This window comes from Selenihalanaerobacter shriftii, assembly GCF_900167185.1.
Classification (GTDB): domain Bacteria; phylum Bacillota; class Halanaerobiia; order Halobacteroidales; family Acetohalobiaceae; genus Selenihalanaerobacter; species Selenihalanaerobacter shriftii.
Genome location: NZ_FUWM01000005.1, coordinates 167,946 through 192,241, shown reverse-complemented (window position 1 = coordinate 192,241; position 24,296 = coordinate 167,946). Strand labels below are relative to the sequence as shown.

Here is a 24,296-nt window from a genome sequence, read left to right as displayed (position 1 = left end):
TGACTTTATACTTATTATGAAAATCATCAGTCTGAAATATGCTTACTCTGTTGACAATCTAGTATAATATTGTACCATAGGCGACTAATTTAAGCAAGATAAAGATAATTTAGAATTAGAGTTATAATTTGTTATTTACCGAATGAATCTTTTGCTGCATACTAGCTTCTTTATCACGACGATCATCAATTTTTATTGAAGTTGAAACCCTCATAGCACCTTTTTGAAAAGGGACTTCATGTAACTTCTTAACCACTTCAAAGATAGTATCTAAATCTCCTTCAATAATAGTTCCCATCGGTGTTAATTGATATTCAATCTCTGTCTCTTTAGCCAATACTTTTTGACAATTAGCCACATATTCACTAAGACTACTACTTTCAGTTCCTATAGGAACCACAGTTACCTCTACAAGTGCCATAATTAATCATCTCCTTTATTTAAATAAAATTAAATCCTCTAATCTCTCTACATCATAACCATAATCCAAAATTTCATTAAGATGGTCTAAATCCTTAATCCCTTTCTTCATAAATATTCGCATAGCTCGTTTCTTACCGATTCCAGGCAAAGATTCTAATTCTGCCAGTCCAGCTTCATTAATATTAAATGGCCAAGGCAGACCAGTTATAGATCTATATCCATGATCAATAATCTTTACATCTATAATTTCGCCTACTTCATGTTGACCAGGAATACCTACTAAAATAGGATAGGTACCTAATTGTCTGCCAAAAGAGATCTTTCCTTTACTTTCTTCAATAATTACTTCCTTTAACAGCGTTCCTACTGGAAATACTTGTTGTAACATTGGCTTGTTTATTTCATCATTAACTTTCTTTTTATACTTTTTAAAATCATGTTTACTATATCCATGAGCTGCTTCATAATCTTTTAAAGGATTTACTTGACGGATATTGATTCTTCTCACCAATAAATCAGATTCCAAAACTTCCTTTAAAAATTTAAAATTTAATTCCATAGTTTCCTTGCTTTCACCTTGCAAACCATGTAAAAGATTAACTCCCGGCAGTAATTTAGGTACTCCATCTTCTCGATAACCACTATGCTCATTCATCATCTTAATCGCTTGTAAAGTTTTTTCTACAGTAGTACCGATATTATTGGCTTCTAATACTTTAGGGTCGGTTGACTCTAATCCAAAAGCTGCCACATCCCCTGGAGTATTATATTGAGCAATCGTTTCTAAAATCTGAGCTGCTTCTTTAGAAAAATCAGCAATCGTAGCTGGATTAACATTATCCATATGTAAAACTTTTAAATCAGGGGCCACCTCTCTAATTCCAGAATAAAGTTTCTCTATAGCTGCTGGATTCGGTATTAATTCCCCTTCTTCTTCCTTAGACTGATAAAGTAATAAATCAGTCTGGCAGCCTAACCTAAAGTATTGATTACCTAACTCAGCTAACCCTTCTACTTCATTAATAATCCCATCAATACTGCGTTGATAAGTAACTTCCTTAAATCCTTCGCTACAAAAAGAACAATGATTCTCTCTTGGACATCCTCTAAATGTCTCGATTTCACAGACTAAATAAGGATAGTTAGGATGCTGTTGAGTAACTTCTACACCTAATCCTGCCCACCTATCTACTATTTGAGCAATATCTAACTCCTTACTTAAATCTTTATCTGTCAAATGCTGATAAATAGTTAACCCTGGTATTTCTTCAGAAATCACATCTATATAATTAATCCCCAAACCACAATTGACAATAGGTCCATTTAAAAAAGTTTTGGGTTTATCTAATTCTTCTCCTAATTCTTCGATTTCCTGTAGAGTAATCGGCTGTCCACCTAAATATTTACCAGGAACTGTAGTCCCTGCAATAATAATTACTATTTCAGAGAGCTGTAATTTATCTATTAACTCTTTTCTGTTATCTCTAAATTGATCAATAGTTAAGTAATTAATATCATCTTCTGTTAAACCTGCATCTTTTAATGCTCCATAAGTATACCTAACATGAGGAGCAATATAAGGGGGCACCCCTAAACAAGATGGTTCATCTAAATAACCGTCTAAAATACTAACCCTTGCTTTCTGCATCTACTACCTTCCTTTCACCACAATCTCATAATTAATACCAATCCTATTATACCAATTTCAAAGCAAAAATAAAAGCGCTCACCTATAAAAGGTGAGCACTGACTTAGTCAATATTCAAATTCTGTAAAATTGCATCTACTTCTTTTAATAACTCTTCATTAGCAAAGTCAAAAAAAGGTCGTCCTTCTAAATCCGCTTTAATTATCTCTTCATCATAAGGAATAGCTCCTAAAAATTGTATCTCTTTTAATTTCTCTTTAATTATATCTAAATCTTTATTACTTCGCACTTTACTAGCCACACCGTAAACAGACTCTATTCCAATTTCATCTGCCATGCTTTTAATATTTTTAGCAGTTTGAATACTACGCATCCCTGGTTCAACAACTACTATAAGGGCATCTACACCTTCACCTGTTCCTCGAGAGAGATGTTCTAAACCAGCTTCCATATCGATAATTACTGCCTCATCACTCTTTAACATAAGATGATTGATCAATCTCTTAATTAACTTATTCTCCGCACAATAACAACCGGTTCCTCCAGTCTTTACTGTACCTACTGCCAAAAATCGAACTCCTTGATACTCTATAGCAAAACGATCTGGAATGTCACTAACATTTGGATTCAATACATATAAACCTTGTCCAACATCTTCTCCGGTGCCCATCTTCTCTGCTATTAACTCTTCTAATTGAGCAATAGGCTGAATATCATGTTGGCTGATATCTATTCCTAAAGCTGTTGCTAAATTAGCATCTGCATCGGCGTCCACTGCTAATACTTTTCGACCTTCTTTTGCTAGTCTTCGTGCCATTAAAGCAGATAAAGTAGTCTTGCCTACTCCACCTTTTCCTGAAATAGCAATCTTCATCTTACTGACTCCTTTCTCAACAGACTAAACTGCTTCTTCTTGTGAATCATTAATATTCAAATCATCGCGTTTTTTCTCAATAATTTCAATTAACTTCTCAGTAGCCTTTTGCTGATCTTCTTCAACAATAAAATAACCACCGAGTAAATCACCTAAATCTGATGTTAATACGTTAGTAACAAATGAACTTCCTGTTACTGGTGGTACTACACCAACATGAACAGGTATGCCGAGAGTTGCTACCCAAGTTCCAATAGAAATCGCTTTTTCACTCATTAATTCCGGTGCAGAAGCTACTAATGGTAGCTGGTCTAAATCTACTTCAAGCTTATTAGCAATACTTACTGCTAAATCTACTCCTCTACTATTATCTACACATGAACCCATATGCCATACTGGTGGTAATGGTGCATCTAATCCAGCTTCATGACCAAGTATTTCTAAAACTGCTTTTAATCCATCACCGGCATATTTTTCTGTAGCATGAGAATTCATTAAAGCATTCTTAGCAAAAGCACCAGCCGCGCAACCAGTAGCTAAAACTAAAATATCATCTGCTAACAATTTAGTTGCCATTTCATAAAAGTTACTATCCTGTGTTACTTTAGTATTATTACAACCGGCAAATAAGACTATTCCTTTAATATTCCCATTAACAATATTATCTATTAATGGCCGTAATGGTTCCTCTGCATCAATTTCACTTAATAAATTTACAACTGCTTCTTTACTAAAACCAGCTATAGTTTTAGAAGTTTCAGTTGGAATTTCAACTTTATCCTGCTCTCTTTCCTCAAATGCTTTAATTGCTTTTCGCACAATTGATTTAGCATTCTCTGCAACTTCAGAAGGATTTAGTTCTACATGAGTTGCTCCAGGAATCTTAGCATCAGGCATAGTTGTAAAGAGTTCCGTATGATAACAGTCACTAATCTTAGCCAAAGAAGGCATAATACACTGCACATCAACTACCATTGCTTCGACAGCTCCAGTTAAAATCGCCAATTCCTGTGATAGATAATTTGTAGCCAATGGTATTCCTCGACGTAAAAGAACTTCATTTCCTGTACAACAGATTCCTACAATATTAATTCCATCCTCGGCTCCAGCTTCAATGGCTTCTTCTTGAAGTTCATCAGCTACGTCAACAATAATCTCACTCAATAATGGATTATGACCATGTACTGCAATATTTACAGCATCCTCATTGATTACACCTAAGTTAGACTCACTAATTACTGGTTCAGGTGTACCAAATAAGACATCAGATAGATTCGTAGAAAGCTGCATTCCAGTATAATCTCCTAGAGCACACTTTAATCCAGCTAGTAATAGATTCAATGGATCTGCATCAGTACCGACATGAGTTCTCGACATAATATCAGTTACTGAAGATTCAATATTATTTAAAGCAATATCTAAGTCTTCTAATTTACTTAATCTTTGTTCAGTTATAGTATTAGCTAACCAATTACATGGCTCATCTTCAAATCGAGTATAATCTTTCAAAGTTTCATAAGCAACTTCTTCTGCTAACTCTTTTACACTCTTATCTTCAACTTTTATTTCCAACTTTTTAGCAATATTTTTTAATTTATCAACATCTTTAACCTCATAACTATCAACCTCATCATGGGCTACTTCTAATAATGTCTTCGCTATCTCTTTCCCATGCAGTGAATGAGCAGCTGTCCCTGAAGCAATCATTCTTATTAAATTACGAGCCACTATTGTATCTGCATCAGCTCCGCATATTCCCTCTTGAGGACCATTTCCATAAGGGTCAATTCGACAAGGTCCCTTAATACAGATTCGACAACAGATCCCTTGTTCACCAAATCCACATTGGGGCTGCATAGCTTCGTGTCGATCCCAAACTAAATCTATTCCTTCTTTTTCAGCTTTATTAATTAAAGATTCATCTGAACAATTATGACATTTATTCATATTATCACCCCTTTTATATATTCTAATTCATATTTTCTAATTGCAGTGCATTAGTTGGACAATTTTCAAAGCAAGCTGGCTTTTTGCCAACTTCCTGTCTATCTTGGCATAAATCACATTTCTTTGCCACTGATTTATTATTGTTTTTGTCTATTCTTGATCTCACTATCATTACATCATAAGGGCAGGCTTTTTCACATAATCCACAACCTACACAATCTTCTTCATCAACAAGCACTATACCATTTTTCCTATAAATAGCATCTACTGGACACCTCTCCATACAAGCAGCTTCCCTACAGTGACGACAATGGTTTGGTTCCTTCTTACTATTTTGATTATTAATAACAACAATATATGGATCTACCTTTATATCTAATTCTTTAACTTTCTCTAAGCCAATATTTTGCACTTGTCTCTTGGCACAAGCCAATTCACAATTTTTACATCCTTCACAGAATTCATCCTCAACACTAATAAATTTAATATTATTGTCTTCACTCATTTACCATCCCTCCTTTCTCATTCTTTAATTATAAATTCTATTCTTTATTTTCTAACAATTATAAATAAAAAACTATAAAACGATTTAATATTATTCGTCATTATTCGACTTTCTTATATATATAATTATGCAATTTTCATGCCAAAAGAAAAGAACCCACTCTTTATAGGAAGAATAGGTTCTCAAATCAAATATTTTCTTTTTATGTGTCAAATTATTTGACAGTGTCAAGTGTCTAATTGACAATTGATTTTTATTTTCTTAATAATCTATACTATATTTCTTGAATTTATTATAAAGTGTCTGGCGAGACATACCTAATTTATCAGCGGTCTTAGTCTTATTATAATCATGTTGCTTCAAAGTCTTAATAATTAAATCTCTTTCCATTCTTCCAATCTGTCCTTCATTACTATCTTCTAATTCTAAGCTATCATCTTCTAATTCTTCTGTAGCATCAACATCTTTTAACTCTGATAGTACATCATCTTTTTTAATTAATTTACCTTCAGTAATAATAGCCAATCTCTTTAGAACATTTTTTAATTCCCTTATATTTCCCGGCCAAGAATAACTTATTAATTCCTTCATTCCTTCTTCACTGACTTCTTTGATATCAATCCCAGCTTCCTTACTAAATTGTAAAAGAATTTCATCGACTAAAGAAGGTATATCCTGCCATCTTTTTCGCAAAGGAGGTAGATTAATATTAATTACATTCAAACGATAATATAAATCCTTTCTAAACCGACCTTCCTTAACCATTTTCTCTAAATTTTGATTAGTAGCAGCAATAATCCGTACATCTACTTCTTTAATCTCTGTACTACCAATTCTTTCAAACTTTTGTTCTTGTAAGAAACGTAATAATTTAGACTGCATTTCAAGAGGGACTTCACCAATTTCATCTAGAAATATGGTTCCTCCATTGGCCTTTTCTAACTTACCTATCTTACCATCTTTTTTAGCTCCAGTAAATGCCCCTGGTTCATAACCAAATAATTCTGCTTCAAAGAAATTTTCAGGAATAGTAGTACAATCAATATAAACAAAATCATTATGCTTACGTGGACTCTCCTTATGAATCCTTTTTGCTAACATAGTCTTTCCAGTTCCACTTTCTCCGCGCAATAAAACAGTTGCATCTGTTTTCGCGACTTTTTTTGTATATTTAATTACTTCCTTCATTTCTTCACTAACAACAACCATATTATCAATTAATTTTTCTTTATTCTTATCTTCTAAAGTTTTATTCTTATAATACTTCATCTCTTTTTCTAAAAAATCTATCTTATCTAATAATAACTTAATAAATTGAGATTCCACTGCAATTAATTGTCTAATAACCCCACCATTCTCTTTAATTGGAGTTTCAAATACTATATATACCCCTTGCTCACTATCTTCCTGCCAAACTGCAGATTCTCCAGTGCTTAATACCTCTTGATATTTAGTCTGCCAATTTAAAGCTTCAACACTCTTCTTTTCAACCTCAGCAGCAGAACTCTTTCCCAAAAACTCTTTATATTTATCATTAATTCTAAGAATAACTCCATTCTTATCAATTACTGCTAAACAATTAGGAATACTATCTAAAACAGTTTCATTAAATTGATTTATTTTTCTAGTGTTCTTTAAAGCCCTATCTAGCTCTTGATTGCTATCAGAAAAACATTCTGATTTATATTTAGTTTCTTTGTATTTCTTAGCTAAATTTAAAGAATGTAGAGTTAAATCGACTACATTCTGCTTAGAATTATCAAGCTTAACATCGGATTCACCCTTTGTAATACCTTGATTTTTTTTAATCAACTCAAATTCACAAAAATCATCACCTAATCCACAACATTTAGTTTCCGTAGCTTCCACATTTTGATCGATAATTGAACTTACTGCTCCACTAATTATACCTGCTTCAAAATCACAAATGCTTCTACCTATATATTCCATATCTCCACAAGTAACACATTCATATAAACGAATGATTATCTTTTGATCAGAAATCAAATTAATTCTAACCTGTCCAATACCCAATTTAGATAATTTTTCAGTTAACTGATCATAATTTTTGATTTCTAATTTACTACCGATATTCTTAGCTGTATTATAATACATATCCTCTATTACTATATTTGATTCTTCCTTTGAATTGAAAATATTAATTGCTTCTTTAAGATTATTCTCCAAACCATCATAATCTTCTATCTCGATTTCCTCTTTAGAAAGCATTAAAGTTCCCTCCCTATTTCAAAAATTATAGGAATACTATCTTGATTATATCAGAAAGAATTTATTAATGCACATGTAACTTAAGCCATTATGATATTCTTTATATTAACTAGATATTTGATACTAAAGTTGCTTATTTGTCGTTAAAGAACATTTTTTTGAATTTAAAGCACATTTTAATGATATTTTCGTATTATATAGTAAAGAGAGTAAAAAGGAGGTGGTAATATGTCAATTAATCGGTTAAAATCCTTACGAGTAATTGGTGAAGAAGTAGCGCAAGTAGTAGAATCTACTTTTATATTCACAGGAGAAGATAATGATATAAGAGTTTATGATGTTGATCTAGAAATAATCAATTTTGATTATTATCTTTTTAAAGATAAAGTAGTCCTTCAAGGGGAAATTCATGCAAATGGAATCTTTTATTATTTGAATCTAGAATGTGACTCTGACGAAAATAATGAACTATTTCATTGCTCTTTTAACCTTCCATTTGAAACAGAAGTAGAAATAGAAGGCTTAAAACCTGGACTTAAGATGGGCGATCGCCTAATATTACCTGTTCAAGACGCTGAAAATACCTTAGATATACAAAATTATGTTCTAGAATTAGACTATAGGGTCGATTATGGACACCGCCTATCAGAATGTAAAGATGACACCTTTGCTAAATTAGTAGTCTTAGCTAGAATATTAGTTAAAGCCTCACGGTGGGAGCAAACAGAAGTATGTACTAATGAATATGCTAATAGATGTACTAATAGATGCAGGAATAAATTAATTGATGAATTCTATAATGGCTGTTTTTAAAATAAGAGATCAGGGAATTAATTCCCTGATCTCTTATTTTAATATTTTATTAAATTTTAAGTCATTAAGGTCCAGGTAAAAGTGGTACAAGAGAAGCACGGTCAGGATAATATCCACTTGTAGTTGCATCATTTACTGGAACAATAGTAGTAATTTCATCAATTGGAACCAAGGCTCGAGTACTGTTCGTGTCATCTATATCTAATATTATATAATCTTCTCCATACTTCACTATATTTCCCACGAGTCCATAATTTAATATTATCACTAAAACTTTTTGATCAGTAATTAAATTTGCTATTCCCGCTCTAACTTCACTTCCAGTCAGACAACACTCTCCATTATTTTCTGGATAACAGCAAGATTGTGAATTCTGGTATTGACAATTAGATTGTAACCTTTGGTCTTCACTTGGATCAATCCATTGACTCATATTATCACTCCTTTCTATCTTTTAGTACATATTATTCAATTTATCTATTATTTGTTACTAGTTTCTACAACAAATTAGATAAATCTCATAGAAAATATATTAACAACAAAAATAAGACCTCTAAATACATTTGTATTTAGAGGTCTTAACTAAAGAATAACTAATTTAATTTTACTACTTGCAACATATTAACCACCGAATAAAATTTCAGGATCAATGATAGCACAAATACAGTCTAATGGAATATACATTATTCTACATTCTGTAGGGTCAATAGGGAAAGCTGGAGAGAATATATTAAACAACTTTAAACATCCATCTTCTACTCCACCAAAACAGCCATTCCATAAACAACATGCATCTCCTGATTTTAAGATAACAGTAATACGATCTGTTTCATCTAACTGATCTATAACTTTTATAATACAATTCTTAGTCTGTGGCATCTGCTTTTCCTGCTTTTTAGGTTCTTCACATCCACAACTCACATTGTTCTTCTTATGATATAATGGGTAACGATGTTTTTGTCTTGACAATCCAATCACTCCTTTCTAGCTTTTGTTACATATTATTCAATTTATCTATTGTTTGTTACTAATTCTTTCAACAAAATTAAAATCCTAAATACGCTTTAGGGATTCTACACTAAACATTAACTAATCTAATTTTGCTCCCTGCAACATATTAACCACCATATACAAATTCAATTGCAGGATCAATAATAGCACAAATGCATTCTAATGGAATATACATTCTTCTACATTCCGTAGGCTCAGTAGGGACACCACCACAGATATTATATATCCATAAGCATCCATCATCTAATCCACCAAAACAGCCACTCCATAAACAACATTCATCTCCTGATTTTAAGATAACAGTAATACGATCTGTTTCATCTAACTGCTTTATAACTTTTAAAATACAATTTTTAGTCTGAGGCTTATACTTTTTCTGCTTTTTAGGTTCCTCATAGTCACATCCACAGCTCTCATTCTTCTTATAATATAATGGGTAACGATGTTTTTGTCTTGACAATCCAATCACTCCTTTCTAGCTTTTGTTACATGTTATTCAGTATATCTATTATTTGTTACTAATTTTCACAACAAAAAAACTTAACCTCTTCACAAACTTTAGAGGTTCTGACTAAACAATAACTAATCTTATTCTACTACTGATCCGAACTATCGAATTCTATTTCAGGATCAATAATAGCACAAATGCATTCTAATGGAATATACATTCTTCTGCATTCTGTAGGATCATCAAATGATATTATATTATATAACCATCCATCTTCTACTCCACCAAAACAGCCACACCATAAACAACATCCATCTCCTGATTTTAAGATAACAGTAATACGGTCTGATTTATCTACCTTATCTATAACTTTTAAAATGCAATCTTTAACCTCTGATTTCTGTTCCTTAATCTTTAATTTTTTCTCTTTTGGCTGACATGTCTGCTTATTACGATCATAATTAGCATAATTTTTACCATAGTAATATCCTGGACGTTGATACATTGACAATTTAACCACTCCTTTTAATTATTATTCTATATATTATGTACATTCTCTTTATTATGTTAAAAAGTTATTTTTATCCTACCTATAAAGACAATATAATTTAAAAGATTAAAATTATATTCTACATTTTATTAAAGTTCAGCAAAAAGTAACATCAATACATATAATGCATAATATGTATTAGCAATTCGTAAAGGAGGTGATAATATGTCAGGTTGCAACGATAATAAATTTGCTGTTCAATCTTGTGTATTAAAAGTATTAAAGCGAATAGATGAAGATGATGTTATTACTGTTATTTTAAAATCCGATGGATTTTGTTGTGCTTGGACAGGATGTTTCTGTAGAATAGAGAATAATACTTTAGTATTATTTAATCCAGAACTTGCCTTTGACGAAGGGCTCATCAATGGTGAATCTTGTAGGAAGATGTATATTCCACTTGATTGTATCTGTGCCATAATTAATCCTGGATTTGATGGAGATGAAAATGGAAATGGCAATGGAGATGGTGAAGTATGTGGCTGTTTTGTAACCGCAGGAGGAGTTATCTTAGAAAATGATGAACCTATTGGCAATTTACAACGGTTCAATGTCTGTCCTAGTTGTACTATTAATGGTAGTGGAATCACTTATGTAGATGATGTTGAAGAAATAACTTTTAGCTATTCAAACAACCCACCAGTAGGAAGTTTAATTTCATCACAATGTCTAATCGTTAGTGAAGATTTAAAAATCGCTACAATTACAGCCAGAGGTGAAGTTGAAGACACTGATAATGATGAAATTATAGGGGAAGATTGTCTATTTACTATAGTACTAGAACAAAACCCTACCACTGAACCAGATAGAATAATTAGTGTATCAATTACTTGTGATAGTGAGTTTGAATATAATAAATCGAATTTAGAACTCCAAGGACAATCTCCAATAGAAATTCGCCCATGTATAGATGCAGAATCATATAATTAAAAAATTATAATTAAGATTAAATAATAAAAATATAGTTATAATTTTATCAAATATCCCCCTATACCCTTAAATTAATTTCAATTAAAACAAAAGGTAACAAAAAATAACATTATGCATAATATATATTAACAATTTAAAAAAGGGAGGTGTTAATATGTCAGGATGCAACGATAATAAATTTTCTGTTCAATCTTGTGTATTGAACGTATTAAATCGAATAGATGAAGATGATGTAATTACTGTTATTTTACAATCTGGTGAATTTTGCTGTGCTTGGACAGGATGCTTCTGTAGAATAGAAGATAATACTTTAGTATTATTTAATGTATTTCCTGCTTTTGACGGACCAATCGTCGATGGTGAATCTTGTAAAAGAATGCATATCCCATTAGACTGTATTTGTGCTATTATTGACCCAGGAATCGAACCGTCACCACCGCCACCGGCAGAAACGGCAGATTGCTAAAAACTTAAAATTTAATATCAAAGGAGGGAGAAAGATATATGGGCACTAAAAGAACCTACACTCCACTATTCAGTTGTGAAAACTTTAAAGTATTAAAAGTAATCGGTGAGGAAGTAGTTCAAGTAGTCACCTCTTCAGTAGATCAAGTAGATTTGCCAGCAGGAGTCCAAGGTATACAAGAAATAATAGCTATAGATTTTGAATTAATAAATGTTACAGATCGAATATTCACTGATAAGATTGTTAAGCAAGGTACTATTAGAAAAAGAGTTCAATTTTGTGATACAAACGGTGTAAATCGATGTGAATTCTTTGATATCCCATTTACAACTACTGCAGAGATCACTGGAGTTGATCCTGAATTAGAATTAGAAATTCAAAATGAATTAGTTCTTGCAGAAACAGATTTTAACCTCATCGATCCCCAAACCATAGAAGAACAGCTCGTATTTGAAATAAAAATTACAGTAAGCACCTGGACTCAACAACGATTAAGAATCTGTAATACTAATATAATTAGTTATAATATAATTACCAATTAAAATTTAAAAGCACCCTGATAACTTACTCAGGGTGCTTTTCATCATTCTTATACTTTTGTCTATTAATAATAATTAACCTACTAATTATTAAGTAATCTATCATCATACTTATCTGGTAGTAAATTAAGAATAACAGCCACTACTAAAAGCATTCCAGCTACTATCCATCCAATCTTAAGACCGCTCAATGGATAACCACCATATGGTTGACTTATCTCCGTAATTAAAGATTTAACTACCATAATAGTTAAAAGTAATGGTGTTATAAACTTAATCATTATATCCCACCAAGTACCAATCTGGAAATTAGAAATTGGATTAAAGAATTTACGTAAAACTTCAGCCTTATAGTACCAACCTAAGACTGCAGCTTCTAAAATACCAATAATCGCTACTCCAAACTGCATATTATAATGATCAATTACATCTAAGAAATAAAGTCCTGCCCCCGTAGTAAATAAAGTACTACCTAAAAATCCTGCTCCACAAACAATTGTTGCTGCCTTCTTTCTACTAAAGCCAAACTTATCCATCAAAGGCGCTACTACAGCTTCTACCATAGATATACTAGAAGAGATACCGGCAATCCCTAAGGCTAAGAAGAAAATAAATCCTAAAAATGTTTGGAAAGTTGGTAACATATTAATTGCCTTCGGGAAGACAATAAATGCTAAACCTATACTTTGAGCAACAACGTCATTGATAGGTTGTCCCGTTTGTGCAGACATATAACCAACAATTCCAAAAACACCAATCCCTACTATAAAGCTGAAACCACAATTAGCCAAACTAGTAATAAAAGCATTATTAACTATATCAGACTTTTTAGGAAGATAACTTCCATAAGTAATCATAACACCAAAACAAACACTTAAAGTAAAGAATATCTGCCCATAAGCCGCTAACCATACTTTTGGATTCAATAAAGCTGAAAAATCAGGTTCTAAAAATTGATTAATTCCGTCAATTGCCCCTGGTAATGTAACACCTCTTACAGTAATGATTAACATTAAAACAGCCAAAATCGGCATAAATATCTTAGAAGCTTTCTCTACACCAGCCTCAATTCCGTTATAAACTATTACTAAGTTAATTAACCAAACTAAAGCCACTGTTGCTAATATAGAGATATTAATTCCACCTAAACTATCTATTCCAGATGATAAATTTAAATGAGTCCCATATAAAAATGCTTCTGGGTTACTTCCCCAAGCTTGAGTAAAAGCATAATAAATATATTTAAAACTCCAACTAATAATCACTGAATAATAAGTAATTAAAACAAAAGTAACTAAGGTTGACCACCAACCGATCCATTCCCATTTCTTATGTATTTTAGCAAAAGATAATGTTGCTGAACCTCTCATCTTCTGTCCAAAACTGAATTCTAAAATTAATAAAGGAATTCCTGTAGTCAATAAAGCAAAGAAATATGGAATTAAAAATGCTCCTCCTCCATTATCATAAGCTACATAACTAAAACGCCAAATATTCCCTAGACCAACCGCTGAACCTATTGTAGCTAAAATAAAACCCAACCGTGACCCCCACTGGTTCTCCTCCTGCTGCATACTCTACTCCTCCTCTAATTATAATATTACTATTTTACCACTTAAATATATCATCTTTAAATTTTAATGTCAAGAAAACAAAGATTACCGTTGACATCTTAAATAAAAGCTAATAAACTAGTTATAGTCGGAGGTGAAACTACTAATGAAAATCGGAGGTAGAGCTTATAGAGATGGAGTCCGGCTCTTTGGAGAAAAGTACTCCGTAAAAGTATATTATGAAGATGAAGAATTGAAGTATGAAGTTGGAAAGAATTCTTTAGCAAATAATAAATTATATTTAGCCTCTAAAAAGATACCTTTCATTAGAGGAATGATAAGTATTATCTTTGCATTAATCTCTTTTTTCAAAGAAGCATTTAAAAAACCAAAGAAATTTTGGCCTATTATGCTCTTATTTCTAATAAATATAGGAATAGAAAGTTACTTTTATCTATTCCCTACAGGCAATACTATCTCAATTACTACCACTTATAATCAACTACCTATTTATCTATTGGGTTTAATCATTGTAGCTTTCTTGTTAAGAAGTACCGTATTAAAAGAAATTTTTAAATTTCACGGCGCTGAACATAAAGCCGTTAATTATTATCAATCTAATTATCAGGATACTATAAGTTCACATTCGAGATTAGCTAGACGCTGTGGAACAAATTTAATTGTCTTTTATTTACTCATTATTTTTATATTAGAATCTTTAGGAATTATATTTAATGTCTATTTAGAAAGTTTATTAGCTATTGGGATAGCTTATGAAATAATATTAATTTTACCACAACCAATTTTATCTATCCCTTTTTTAGTTCAAAAGTTTACTACAATTGAACCTGACCCTAAACACCTGGCTGCTGCTGAAAAAGCATTGCAGATCCTAACCAATATGGAAGAAGCTCAAAAATGGCCAATAATTACCTAAAAAAAGCTCCACATCTAATTAGATGTGGAGCTTTTTTAAATTTATATTCATTTAAATTTTAATTAAAAGTATCGCTCTAATAATCCTTTTAATGCTCTAGCATGACGTGCCTCATCCTTTGAAGACTCATCAAAGAAATCATGAGCAGGATCAATTCCCTCTTCCTTAGCTTTAACAGCCGCCTTCCTTTTACCTTTATTTGCCATTTGTTCCCCATTTAACATCTTTTCAATATTCTCTTTAGTACTTTCAGAAATGGCTCCATTTAGCTCAGCAAATCTAGCAGCATGCTCTGCCTCTTCTAAAGCAATTCTTCTTAAAACTTCAGCTACCTCTGGTAAACCTTCTCTTTGGGCTTGACGTGCCATTGCTAGATAGAGCCCAACCTCCATATTCTCACCATCAAAATTCTGCTTAACAGCTTCCTCTACAGCAGTGCCTTTAGTTATTCCTAAATTATTCTCATTAATTAAATCCATTTTTATTCCTCCTTTAAATTATGTAATTAGTCACCAGTAACAATAGTTAGCTACTGGATAATTAATATTTTTGTTATATTAGTAATCATTACTATTACTAATTACATAATTATTATACTAATCTAATTCTGATTTGTCAAGGTTTTTTGGGAAATTTATCTTTTAATTTTAAAGAAACATCATTAAATTAGGTACCAATTTTATTATAATCATTTCATAATTAAATTATTAAACTAAATAATAGTAAGATTTAAGTAAAATATTCAATTTTAGCTTCCGAAAATTTATCTTTAATCTGATTAGTTATATATTCTTTCAATTCTTTAGCAACATCATCTGAATAAACATACTTTCCGAATCCTTTATGTTTACGATTCTCTTTATTTAAGTCCAATTCAGTATCCGGATATCTAGCTTCAATAATATTTTTAGTTCGAGTACTAAATCTAAACATAATTAATTCAAAGCTTATTTCTTTATCATCATCTAAAGTTTTAGCTAACTTTACAAATAAATCTTTATACCCTTCTTTCCACCCTTCATGTGCCATAATAGGAGCAATCATAAATCCTAAAGGATAACCAGCTTTTTGTAGTTTATTAACTGCATTTAATCTCAAAGTTAGAGAAGGAGTCAAGTTTTCAAACTTCCTAATTACATAATCTGAATTAATACTAAAACGAAACTTAGTATTTTGATTATGCTCCAAATCTAACACTGGATCCACATTATCAAATTTAGTAGCTATTCGTAATTTAGCATCATCTCTTTTGCTAAAAAATTCAACTAAACGGCTTAAAGTACCAGTAATATGTTCCACTGCTACTGGATCTGAAGAACTACTTGCTTCAAATGTAGTAATCTTTTTATCACTTTTTTTAATATGTTTTTCAATGGCCTCTAAAATTTCTTCAAGATTAACATAAACCCTCACATATACTGCTGAACCTAAATTAGTAGCTAAATAACAATACTCACATTTAGCTGGGCAACTAGTACTAGTTACTACCCGATAATCTGCTGAAGGTTGACAAGATTTAAATCGTAAAGTCTTCTTAACTCCTACCACCAAAGTGCTTTTGGCTTTTTCAAATAATTCTAAGGGAGTCATCTCCTCTTCCCATTTAACTCGGTTATGAGATTCAATTAGTTTAATTGATATTTGAGCTGTCTCATATTTATCTCTAATCTCTTTGCCTAATTTATAATCTAATGCTGCTTCTTCAATTAAAACTAATTCTGGCACAAATTCTTTCATACTTTCATACCTTTCTCTAATTCAAATTCTGTCTCTTCTAAATCAGTAATTAAGATTTGATATAAACTGTGGGCATCATGACCTTTAAAGAATTTAAAGTTAAGAATATAATTGCAATATGGACATGTATCAACAATCACCATCTCTGTTGGTGGAATCGGATTTTCTTTAATATAAATTAAACTTTGATGAGGCAAACGTACAATTCGGTTATTTTCCTTTAAATTCTTTTCACATGATGGACAAACAGTATATTTATTATTTATTTTAGAAATAACAGTGGCCAATTCATCAGTATTTAAGTTTAATAAAAGACTTTGTTGTTCAGCAATTATCTCTTTAGTGGTCTCCAATAATAACTTCTCATTACTAATACCAAACTCTTCATACTCTTTTTCACTTTTTCTATTATTTTTACAATCTAATTCATTCAATAATTTCTGTGCTTCTTTTAATTCAAGTTTTACTTCTTGTATTAAACGATCTATTAGCATATTTTAATTTCAACCCCTCAATCAACATATTTAATGCTATATTGTATGTATTATTCTTACAAATGTAGACCAATATTATACTTTTAAAAAATATCTAAATATAAAATAAGAAAACCACCTGCAAAATACACAGGTGGTTAAAATATCAAAATTAATCAGATAAATGTTCAACTACTTCTAATGGTAAGTTTTCTTCTAATTCTTGAGGAATAATTGGCTCTTCACTATTAACCGCTTTAATTACTTTTTCAGTTATTTGAGATATTACTTCAGGATCAGATGGATCCGGTAAAATATTATCCTGTCTAACTTGATCTACTAATTGAGCTATAGCTTTAGCTGTAATTACTTGAAGGCTTAATGATAAATTATCAGCTTTAGCTTCTAATAACCCTTTAATTAAACCAGAAAAAACTAATTGATTATTAATCTGATTACTATTTCGATTATAAGCCGTTGCTACTACCTTAGCTCCAGCTGATTTTGCTAATTTAGGATCAATTTCTGATGTCGGTGTAGCTAAAGCAAATATGATTGGATCCCGACGCATCTTATTAATTGATTCTTTATCTAAGACATCTCCTGTTGATACTCCTATAAATACATCAGCATCTATTAACGCTGTCTCTAAATTACCTGGTTTAACATTTATTTTATCATCTCTAATCATTTCTTTTTGAGCAAAATTTAACTCTTTACTGCCAGGAGTTAGTATTCCTTCTTTATCACATAGTATTATCTCTCCAACATCTACAGCCAATAATAATTTAGTAATTGCTAAACCAGCAGTTCCAGCTCCATTAATAACTACTTTTAAATCAGCTAAATTTTTATTAGTTATCCGTAAAGAATTATAAAGAGCCGCTAAAACCACTATAGCTGTTCCTTGTTGATCATCATGATAAACAGGAATATCAAGTTCAGCTTGTAATCGTTGTTGTAATTCAATACAATTTGGTGCAGCAATATCTTCTAAAAAGATAACTCCATAAGTACTAGCGATGCCTTTAATTATAGTTACTAATTCATCAACTCCTTCTGTATCCAAACAGAGAGGAATAGCTTCTACTTTTCCATATCTTTGTAATAATCTTGCCTTACTTTCAACTATAGGTAAAGCTGCTTTCGGTCCTACTGCTCCTAAGTTTAAAACAGCAGATCCATCAGAAATAACAGCTACTCTCTTGCCTTTATCAGTATACTCATATACTTTTTTGGGGTCTTTAATAATTTCTAAAGACTGTTTAGTATAACTTAATTCTTCGTCACCTTGCTTCTTCTGCTTCTTTTTTTTCTTCTTTAGTCGCTTCTTCTCTTTCTCCTCTGGGGTTTCATATCCCATTAAAGCATCCTCTTTAATAATCATCTATCTTATTTCCCCCTAAAAATTTAAAGATTTTTAAATCTTTACTTAATTCTATGAGTACTTTCGTGACTTATGTTATAATTCCTGCAAAAAATGCAGAATGAAACGATTATTTTCAAAAATAACTTAATATTAATAAAAATATGGACAATATATCTCTATAGTGTGTTATTCTTCTCACACTTTTTAGCTTAATCTCAAGAAATAACCGTCTTATTTTCATAACCTCAGACTATTTTTTGAGAACTACTTTAGAGATATATTGCCCATTATTATTAATCAAATATACACTTATACTAAAGTTACTTTATTGAATAAATTACTATAAATGTCATTAGTCAAACTTATATTAATCTTTAAAGATAGCATACATAGCAGCTAATAATGCTAGAATTGCTAATCCAGTTCCTAAATAAGGGATAGCTGGTAAGCTTTCAGTAGAAGTCTTATCTTCACTACCGCCAGCAACTTTAATCTCTGCCACCATATCATTGAATTCTGCTTTATGTTTAGCTAATTCATAAAAACCATGCCATTGCACATAATCAGGTCCTTGCATAAAAGCTCCCATTCTTGCTCTTCTACCTTCATGATGCCAAAGCTCAAAATACTTATAATCTATAGCTTCATCATATTTCTTTTTAGTAAGTAATCCCCGCTCTTTAAGATCATTATATATCTTAGTAACTGGCTTATAATATTCTTCGTTATATAATTCTACTACAGCATCAGCTTGAGTATACATACCGTTTACCCAAGAAGATGAATGACACTGTCGACAGACCTCTTTCATCTTACTTCTTTCTTCTTTCCAATTATCAGTATGACTAGATAAAGGTGTTTCTAATTCCCATGATAACCTTTCACTAATATTATGTGTAGCTTCAGTATCTCCTAATCCAGCCATATGACAAGTAGCACAGGTTGGGGCTCTATAATTTTCTACTCCCCATTCACCTACTGGAGCAGTCCAATTCCACGTATCACCTTCTGCTTCATAAATGGCACCATGTTTTGACTCCTGATAGATTCCTTTTTGTGGATGGTCTGGACCTACATGACAAGTATAACAGGCTTCAGCTCTTCTAGATTCCTCAATTGAAAAAGCATGTCTAGTATGACAAGCCGAACAAGTACCTCGACTTCCATCAGGATTGATTCTTCCAATTCCAGTATTAGGCCAGGTCATCGGATCTAATTTCCCATTATCTAATACTTTTACCCGACTACCATGACACTGTTCACATCCGGCATGACTTGATGCTGCTCCTTGCACTTTATATGCTAAGTAATTTGGGTCTTTATTCTTCTCCTCAAAAGCTATTACAAATTCTGCACCTTTTTCATGTAAACTTTCATTAAATTCTTCTACATATTCTTGATGACAGGTAGAACAGTCTTTTGGTGAAACTATAGGAGAAATATAAACGTCATTATAATGTTTTTGTGCATCTTTATCACTCTCTTCTGCCTTATGACAGGTATAACACCCTACACCGCCTTCATAATGCTTACTCTTCTCCCATTCATCAATAATATTTGGAGTCTGTCCTTCATGACAATTTAAACACTGTTCATCAGTACTTTGAGCCCATGATAATTGTGTTAAAGTTATTAAAAAGATAATTAATAGAATTAATGTTACAGCAACATTCTGACCTTTTCTATTCATGACACTTCCCTCCTCTAAGTTTATCTACTTTATAATATTTATCATTTCGAGGAAGGTTATGTATATGAATTAAACTTTTTTTGCTATATACATAATTCTTGATGAATTATGGCCTGGTTTTTGCCAGGTAAATGCTTCATAATAATCCTCTACCTTAAAGCCTACTTTTTGTAAAGTAGAGAGTACCTCTCCCTCAGAATAATACTTTTCACGATGACTCTCCTTAAAGCGACGATATAATCCCTCTTCAACTTCAATAAACCCTGTTAAATCAATAGTCCAAATATCAAGTAATTGATCATAATCAGTCTGCCAAGCTAAAAATCTTTTATCCTCATCAATAATAGTTATTCCTTCTTCATCTTCCACTCCTTGAAATCGATTAACTGAATTAAGATCAAAAATAAAGTAACCATCATTAACTAAATTCTTATATGCTCGATTGAAGACCTGATGTAAGTCAGATATTGATAAAATATAATTCATCCCATCATGATAAGAGACTATTAAATCAACAACTTCTGGTAAATCTAATTCTTTCATGTCTTGTTCAAGATATGTTATATCCAAATCATTATTCTTTGCTTTAATATCTGCTACTTCTAACATCTTTTTAGAAATATCAATCCCATAACTACTAATCCCCTGTTTAGCAAAAGGAATCGTAGTTTCTCCAGTGCCACAAGCTAAATCAGCCACTGAATTTGGAGTATAATTTATTCTATTCAAAATTTTCTGAATATATTTAAACCAGTCATCATAATCTATTGTAGCTACTAAATAATCATAGATAGAAGCTAAATCTTTATACTCTTTTTGACTCTCTCCCATTACTTTACCTCCTCATTATTCATTATAATATAAATTACATCTTATAAATGATAAATGTGAGAAGAGTCTAGATAAAAACTCTTCCCACAATTATCTATTTTTATATTTTAAAGATTAATCAATCTTTTCTTGTAAGATACCACTCAATAATTTAACACTATGCTCTAAATCACCATAATCAACCATTTCACTAGGAGTATGTATATATCTTGCTGGAATCGATAAGACACCTGTTGGAACACCTTCTCTAGTTAAATGAATACTTCCCGCATCTGTTCCACCAAATTCTAATACTTCAAATTGATATGGAATCTCTTCTTGTTCTGCCACCTTGACCATTAAATCTTTAACCTTAGGATGAGTAATCACAGAACGATCTTTAATCTTGATTGCTGGGCCTTCTCCTAAAGAGACAGCCATAGTCCGAGCCTCTGGAGTGTCACCTGTAGCTGTTACATCTACTGCAATTCCTATATCTGGATCAATTCCAAAAGCAGAAGTCTGTGCTCCTCTAATTCCTACCTCTTCTTGCACAGTAAAAACAAAATAAGTATCATTCTCCACTTCATCTAACTCTTTAATCGTTTCTATTAAAACCGCACAACCAGCTCTGTCATCTAAAGCTTGAGCAACAACTCTATCTCCTAAATCAGAAAATCCTCGATTATATGTTGCCACATCACCAATCTTTATCTTCTCTTTAACTTTCTCTTCACTATCTAACCCTACATCTATATACATCTTACTTAATTTAAGTTCTTTAATACTATCTAGCTTCTCTTTACCTATAGTTCCTTCTACACCATTAGCAAAGATTACTCTTTCTCCTAATAATACATAAGGAGAAACTCCGCCAACATTTGAAAACCTAATAAATCCATTCTCATCAATATGAGTTACTATCAACCCTATTTGATCCATATGCGCAGCAAGCATTACCTTTTTATCACTTTCACCTTTTTTTACTGCTATTAAGTTTCCCATATTATCCATTCTGATTTCATCTATATTATCCTCAATTTGACTTTTAATTAATTCAGCTACTTTAGTTTCATGTCCCGATGGTCCATAAGTCTTTACTAAATCTTTAATAATCTCTTTCAATACTAAAACCTCCTTGCGCTATTTTTTCACAAAACTTATCTACTAAACCCTTAGCTGCTTGATAGTCATCTAAATTTAATAAAGAAATTGGTGAATGAATATAGCGGACAGGTAGAGATATAACTACTGTCGGAATTCCTTCTTTTAATAAATGGACTTTACCTGCATCAGTACCTGCAGATGTAGAACGTCTAAACTGATAATCTATTTGATTCTCATCAGCTGTTTTAATAATACCTTGTAATAATTCTTTATTAGGAATTATAGTCATATCCATCATAGTTAAAGCAGGACCTTTACCTACTGTGGTAGAATAAGCATGTTCTTTACTCTCCGGCACATCAGACGCAGTTGTTCCTTCTAAAATAATTGCTAAATCCGGTTCAATATCATAAGCTGCTACTCCAGCTCCCCTTAAACCAACCTCTTCTTGAACCGCAAAAACTCCATAAAATGGAAAATCATAATCTTTCTTCAGTAACTCCACTAAAATAGAACAACCCACTCGGTCGTCAAAAGCTTTACCTTTTACTGTCTTTTCTCCTAATTCAGAAAACTTAGTAGCAAATGTAGCTGTATCCCCAAGATTAACTAGTTTTTTGGCAGTTTTTTGATCATTAGCACCAATATCAATATATAACTGTTTTATTTTAAGCGGCCTTTTGCGCTCACTAGACTTTTGAAGATGAATAGCCTTAGCTCCTATTATTCCTGGAACTTTATCTTTACCCACAACTACTTTTTTAGAAATTAATACTCGCTTATCTACAGCACCTACAGGTTTAAAGCTTAATAATCCATTTTTTTCTATTTTAGTGATCATCAAACCAATCTCATCCATATGCGCTGATAGTAATAAAGTAGGTAATGAAGAATCTCCATCTTTATAGACAATCAAATTACCTAAAGAATCAGTCTTAATCTCATTAACATAATCCTTCACTTCTTCTTTAATTAAATCACGAATTTCATATTCAGCTCCTGAAACTCCAACTGCTTCAGATAATTTATCTAAAAGCATTTTAACCCCTCCACAAATTCAGAATCAATCTGACTAATAAAATTAGCCAATAATCGTCCGCCTTTTTCAATATCTGTTAAATCTATAGTCTCTACAGAGGTATGCATATATCTAAGTGGAATAGAAATCAAAGCAGTCGGTATTCCACTCTTAGTAATCTGAATTGCAAAAGCGTCTGTCCCCCGAGGATTAGTATCAATATCAATCTGATAATTAATATCATAATTTTGAGCTACATTTTTTAACTCTTCATGTAATTTAGGATGCACTTGAGGTCCTAAAGTAATCACCGGTCCCTCACCTAAATTAGAAGTCTCTTCATCAGAAACTCCTGGCATTTCACCATGACAAACATCAATAGCAATTCCAATATCAGGCACAATGCCATAAGTACTAGTTGTAGCACCTCTAACTCCTACCTCTTCTTGTACAGTTGCCACTCCATAAACATCTGCTGTATGCCGTAAACGTTGTAATTCTTTAAAACATTCTAAAATCATAGTAACACCGGCTCTATCATCCAATGCCTTACCACTAACTCTATTTCCATTTAGTTCAGTAAAATCTCTTCGAACTATTATTAAATCCCCAATTCTAACTAAATCTTTCACTTCCTCTACACTTCTACCTACATCTACATACATATCTTTTAATTTTGCTGCTTTCTTTCGTTCATTTGCATCTTGTACATGGGGCGGTTTCACACCAATAATCCCTTGTAGAACTTCTTCCCCATAAATTAACACCTCTTGACCAACTAAAGTTCGCTGATCAATTCCACCTACAGTAGTAAATTTTAAGAATCCTTTATCATCTATTTTTTTAACCATCAATCCTATTTCATCCATATGAGCAGCTAACATCACTTTAGGAGCTGCTTCTGAACTGCTTTCTCCTTTCCTTAAGGTAATTAAATTACCTAAAGGGTCTGTTTTAATCTCATCTGTATATTTACTAAATACTTCTCTTACCATTTTAGATAATTTCTCTTCTGAACCTGAAATTCCAGTTTGATTAGATAATTTCTTTAAAAAATCTTTATTTTCCAAATTTAGTCCTCCCTCCATAAAAACTATTTATTAAAATAACTTTCCAAAAATTTAATAAGTACATAAATTAAATCAAATTTAGATATAAAATAGACCATTGGATATATAATTACGAATATAAAGAATACATAGTAGTGATAATAAAATAA

General features: G+C 31.7%; 25 protein-coding genes. 5 read left to right on the top strand and 20 right to left on the bottom strand.

Annotation, left to right across the window (positions count from 1 at the left end):
* Window positions 1–121 precede the first annotated feature (121 nt).
* The 6 genes from B5D41_RS03335 to B5D41_RS03310 all read right to left on the bottom strand — a co-directional run bounded on the left by B5D41_RS03335 (window position 122) and on the right by B5D41_RS03310 (window position 7,626).
* Window positions 122–421: an MTH1187 family thiamine-binding protein gene (locus B5D41_RS03335; protein ID WP_078809183.1), complete on the bottom strand. Its 300-nt coding sequence runs from the start codon at window positions 419–421 to the stop codon at window positions 122–124.
* Between the two features lie 15 nt (window positions 422–436).
* A complete protein-coding gene (locus B5D41_RS03330; protein ID WP_078809182.1) occupies window positions 437–2,071 on the bottom strand; it encodes a radical SAM protein in 1,635 nt (544 codons plus the stop codon).
* A 103-nt stretch (window positions 2,072–2,174) separates the two neighbouring features.
* Entirely contained in the window at window positions 2,175–2,945 is a 771-nt protein-coding gene (locus tag B5D41_RS03325; protein ID WP_078809181.1) for an ATP-binding protein, read from the bottom strand.
* 24 nt (window positions 2,946–2,969) lie between these two features.
* On the bottom strand, window positions 2,970–4,892 hold the full coding sequence (cooS, locus tag B5D41_RS03320) for an anaerobic carbon-monoxide dehydrogenase catalytic subunit (RefSeq protein ID WP_078809180.1): 1,923 nt from the start codon (window positions 4,890–4,892) through the stop codon (window positions 2,970–2,972).
* A 22-nt stretch (window positions 4,893–4,914) separates the two neighbouring features.
* The gene (locus B5D41_RS03315) at window positions 4,915–5,397 is read right to left on the bottom strand and encodes a 4Fe-4S dicluster domain-containing protein (protein ID WP_078809179.1); all 483 of its coding nucleotides are present in this window, start codon (window positions 5,395–5,397) and stop codon (window positions 4,915–4,917) included.
* A 261-nt stretch (window positions 5,398–5,658) separates the two neighbouring features.
* Entirely contained in the window at window positions 5,659–7,626 is a 1,968-nt protein-coding gene (locus tag B5D41_RS03310; protein WP_078809178.1) for a sigma 54-interacting transcriptional regulator, read from the bottom strand.
* A 228-nt stretch (window positions 7,627–7,854) separates the two neighbouring features.
* On the opposite strand from B5D41_RS03310, the gene B5D41_RS03305 reads away from it, so the two are divergent.
* The gene (locus B5D41_RS03305; protein ID WP_078809177.1) at window positions 7,855–8,439 is read left to right on the top strand and encodes a DUF3794 domain-containing protein; all 585 of its coding nucleotides are present in this window, start codon (window positions 7,855–7,857) and stop codon (window positions 8,437–8,439) included.
* A gap of 64 nt (window positions 8,440–8,503) precedes the next feature.
* On the opposite strand, the gene B5D41_RS03300 is transcribed toward B5D41_RS03305, so the two are convergent.
* From B5D41_RS03300 to B5D41_RS03285, 4 genes are all read right to left on the bottom strand, one after another.
* Complete coding sequence (locus B5D41_RS03300) at window positions 8,504–8,872, bottom strand: preprotein translocase subunit YajC (RefSeq protein ID WP_078809176.1); 369 nt, start codon at window positions 8,870–8,872, stop codon at window positions 8,504–8,506.
* Window positions 8,873–9,060: 188 nt separating this feature from the next.
* Window positions 9,061–9,408, bottom strand: a complete 348-nt coding sequence (locus B5D41_RS03295) for a hypothetical protein (RefSeq protein WP_078809175.1) — start codon at window positions 9,406–9,408, stop codon at window positions 9,061–9,063.
* A gap of 148 nt (window positions 9,409–9,556) precedes the next feature.
* Window positions 9,557–9,910 (bottom strand): hypothetical protein, encoded by a 354-nt coding sequence (locus B5D41_RS03290; protein WP_078809174.1) that lies wholly within the window; start codon window positions 9,908–9,910, stop codon window positions 9,557–9,559.
* A 136-nt stretch (window positions 9,911–10,046) separates the two neighbouring features.
* Entirely contained in the window at window positions 10,047–10,409 is a 363-nt protein-coding gene (locus tag B5D41_RS03285; RefSeq protein WP_143555652.1) for a hypothetical protein, read from the bottom strand.
* Window positions 10,410–10,613: 204 nt separating this feature from the next.
* On the opposite strand from B5D41_RS03285, the gene B5D41_RS03280 reads away from it, so the two are divergent.
* The 3 genes from B5D41_RS03280 (at window position 10,614) to B5D41_RS03270 (ending at window position 12,386) form a co-directional block, all read left to right on the top strand.
* Window positions 10,614–11,378, top strand: coding sequence for a hypothetical protein (locus B5D41_RS03280; protein WP_078809172.1), 765 nt, complete (start codon window positions 10,614–10,616; stop codon window positions 11,376–11,378).
* Between the two features lie 154 nt (window positions 11,379–11,532).
* Window positions 11,533–11,844 carry a hypothetical protein gene (locus tag B5D41_RS03275; RefSeq protein ID WP_078809171.1) on the top strand — a complete coding sequence of 104 codons (312 nt, stop codon included), beginning with the start codon at window positions 11,533–11,535 and terminating at the stop codon, window positions 11,842–11,844.
* 38 nt (window positions 11,845–11,882) lie between these two features.
* Window positions 11,883–12,386, top strand: a complete 504-nt coding sequence (locus B5D41_RS03270; protein ID WP_078809170.1) for a DUF3794 domain-containing protein — start codon at window positions 11,883–11,885, stop codon at window positions 12,384–12,386.
* An 80-nt stretch (window positions 12,387–12,466) separates the two neighbouring features.
* On the opposite strand, the gene B5D41_RS03265 is transcribed toward B5D41_RS03270, so the two are convergent.
* Window positions 12,467–13,957 carry a sodium-dependent transporter gene (locus B5D41_RS03265; RefSeq protein WP_078809169.1) on the bottom strand — a complete coding sequence of 497 codons (1,491 nt, stop codon included), beginning with the start codon at window positions 13,955–13,957 and terminating at the stop codon, window positions 12,467–12,469.
* A gap of 145 nt (window positions 13,958–14,102) precedes the next feature.
* Here B5D41_RS03265 and B5D41_RS03260 point away from each other — a divergent pair, with 145 nt between their 5' ends.
* Window positions 14,103–14,873, top strand: coding sequence for a DUF1385 domain-containing protein (locus tag B5D41_RS03260; protein WP_078809168.1), 771 nt, complete (start codon window positions 14,103–14,105; stop codon window positions 14,871–14,873).
* Window positions 14,874–14,935: 62 nt separating this feature from the next.
* On the opposite strand, the gene B5D41_RS03255 is transcribed toward B5D41_RS03260, so the two are convergent.
* From B5D41_RS03255 to B5D41_RS03215, 9 genes are all read right to left on the bottom strand, one after another.
* On the bottom strand, window positions 14,936–15,352 hold the full coding sequence (locus tag B5D41_RS03255) for a ferritin-like domain-containing protein (protein WP_143555651.1): 417 nt from the start codon (window positions 15,350–15,352) through the stop codon (window positions 14,936–14,938).
* Between the two features lie 250 nt (window positions 15,353–15,602).
* Complete coding sequence (gene splB, locus B5D41_RS03250) at window positions 15,603–16,610, bottom strand: spore photoproduct lyase (RefSeq protein WP_078809166.1); 1,008 nt, start codon at window positions 16,608–16,610, stop codon at window positions 15,603–15,605.
* Window positions 16,607–17,104: a hypothetical protein gene (locus B5D41_RS03245; protein ID WP_078809165.1), complete on the bottom strand. Its 498-nt coding sequence runs from the start codon at window positions 17,102–17,104 to the stop codon at window positions 16,607–16,609. The genes splB and B5D41_RS03245 overlap by 4 nt, the downstream gene beginning before the upstream one ends.
* A 151-nt stretch (window positions 17,105–17,255) precedes the next feature.
* Window positions 17,256–18,470: an NAD(P)-dependent malic enzyme gene (locus tag B5D41_RS03240; RefSeq protein ID WP_078809164.1), complete on the bottom strand. Its 1,215-nt coding sequence runs from the start codon at window positions 18,468–18,470 to the stop codon at window positions 17,256–17,258.
* Window positions 18,471–18,819: 349 nt separating this feature from the next.
* Window positions 18,820–20,142, bottom strand: coding sequence for a multiheme c-type cytochrome (locus tag B5D41_RS03235; RefSeq protein ID WP_078809163.1), 1,323 nt, complete (start codon window positions 20,140–20,142; stop codon window positions 18,820–18,822).
* 69 nt (window positions 20,143–20,211) lie between these two features.
* Window positions 20,212–20,973, bottom strand: a complete 762-nt coding sequence (locus B5D41_RS03230) for a class I SAM-dependent DNA methyltransferase (RefSeq protein ID WP_078809162.1) — start codon at window positions 20,971–20,973, stop codon at window positions 20,212–20,214.
* 114 nt (window positions 20,974–21,087) lie between these two features.
* Window positions 21,088–22,077: a M42 family metallopeptidase gene (locus B5D41_RS03225; protein ID WP_078809161.1), complete on the bottom strand. Its 990-nt coding sequence runs from the start codon at window positions 22,075–22,077 to the stop codon at window positions 21,088–21,090.
* Complete coding sequence (locus B5D41_RS03220; RefSeq protein WP_078809160.1) at window positions 22,061–23,098, bottom strand: M42 family metallopeptidase; 1,038 nt, start codon at window positions 23,096–23,098, stop codon at window positions 22,061–22,063. Before B5D41_RS03220 ends, B5D41_RS03225 begins: the two co-directional genes overlap by 17 nt.
* The gene (locus tag B5D41_RS03215) at window positions 23,089–24,147 is read right to left on the bottom strand and encodes a M42 family metallopeptidase (RefSeq protein WP_078809159.1); all 1,059 of its coding nucleotides are present in this window, start codon (window positions 24,145–24,147) and stop codon (window positions 23,089–23,091) included. The genes B5D41_RS03220 and B5D41_RS03215 overlap by 10 nt, the downstream gene beginning before the upstream one ends.
* Between the last annotated feature and the right edge of the window lie 149 nt (window positions 24,148–24,296).

What these genes read in the sequence shown, in the direction of transcription:
- B5D41_RS03335 (WP_078809183.1), bottom strand. Translation starts at nt 421, where the DNA reads ATGGCACTTGTAGAGGTAACTGTGGTTCCTATAGGAACTGAAAGTAGT.
- B5D41_RS03330 (WP_078809182.1), bottom strand. Translation starts at nt 2,071, where the DNA reads ATGCAGAAAGCAAGGGTTAGTATTTTAGACGGTTATTTAGATGAACCA.
- B5D41_RS03325 (WP_078809181.1), bottom strand. Translation starts at nt 2,945, where the DNA reads ATGAAGATTGCTATTTCAGGAAAAGGTGGAGTAGGCAAGACTACTTTA.
- cooS (WP_078809180.1), bottom strand. Translation starts at nt 4,892, where the DNA reads ATGAATAAATGTCATAATTGTTCAGATGAATCTTTAATTAATAAAGCT.
- B5D41_RS03315 (WP_078809179.1), bottom strand. Translation starts at nt 5,397, where the DNA reads ATGAGTGAAGACAATAATATTAAATTTATTAGTGTTGAGGATGAATTC.
- B5D41_RS03310 (WP_078809178.1), bottom strand. Translation starts at nt 7,626, where the DNA reads ATGCTTTCTAAAGAGGAAATCGAGATAGAAGATTATGATGGTTTGGAG.
- B5D41_RS03305 (WP_078809177.1), top strand. Translation starts at nt 7,855, where the DNA reads ATGTCAATTAATCGGTTAAAATCCTTACGAGTAATTGGTGAAGAAGTA.
- B5D41_RS03300 (WP_078809176.1), bottom strand. Translation starts at nt 8,872, where the DNA reads ATGAGTCAATGGATTGATCCAAGTGAAGACCAAAGGTTACAATCTAAT.
- B5D41_RS03280 (WP_078809172.1), top strand. Translation starts at nt 10,614, where the DNA reads ATGTCAGGTTGCAACGATAATAAATTTGCTGTTCAATCTTGTGTATTA.
- B5D41_RS03275 (WP_078809171.1), top strand. Translation starts at nt 11,533, where the DNA reads ATGTCAGGATGCAACGATAATAAATTTTCTGTTCAATCTTGTGTATTG.
- B5D41_RS03270 (WP_078809170.1), top strand. Translation starts at nt 11,883, where the DNA reads ATGGGCACTAAAAGAACCTACACTCCACTATTCAGTTGTGAAAACTTT.
- B5D41_RS03265 (WP_078809169.1), bottom strand. Translation starts at nt 13,957, where the DNA reads ATGCAGCAGGAGGAGAACCAGTGGGGGTCACGGTTGGGTTTTATTTTA.
- B5D41_RS03260 (WP_078809168.1), top strand. Translation starts at nt 14,103, where the DNA reads ATGAAAATCGGAGGTAGAGCTTATAGAGATGGAGTCCGGCTCTTTGGA.
- B5D41_RS03255 (WP_143555651.1), bottom strand. Translation starts at nt 15,352, where the DNA reads ATGGATTTAATTAATGAGAATAATTTAGGAATAACTAAAGGCACTGCT.
- splB (WP_078809166.1), bottom strand. Translation starts at nt 16,610, where the DNA reads ATGAAAGAATTTGTGCCAGAATTAGTTTTAATTGAAGAAGCAGCATTA.
- B5D41_RS03245 (WP_078809165.1), bottom strand. Translation starts at nt 17,104, where the DNA reads ATGCTAATAGATCGTTTAATACAAGAAGTAAAACTTGAATTAAAAGAA.
- B5D41_RS03240 (WP_078809164.1), bottom strand. Translation starts at nt 18,470, where the DNA reads ATGATTATTAAAGAGGATGCTTTAATGGGATATGAAACCCCAGAGGAG.
- B5D41_RS03235 (WP_078809163.1), bottom strand. Translation starts at nt 20,142, where the DNA reads ATGAATAGAAAAGGTCAGAATGTTGCTGTAACATTAATTCTATTAATT.
- B5D41_RS03230 (WP_078809162.1), bottom strand. Translation starts at nt 20,973, where the DNA reads ATGGGAGAGAGTCAAAAAGAGTATAAAGATTTAGCTTCTATCTATGAT.
- B5D41_RS03220 (WP_078809160.1), bottom strand. Translation starts at nt 23,098, where the DNA reads ATGCTTTTAGATAAATTATCTGAAGCAGTTGGAGTTTCAGGAGCTGAA.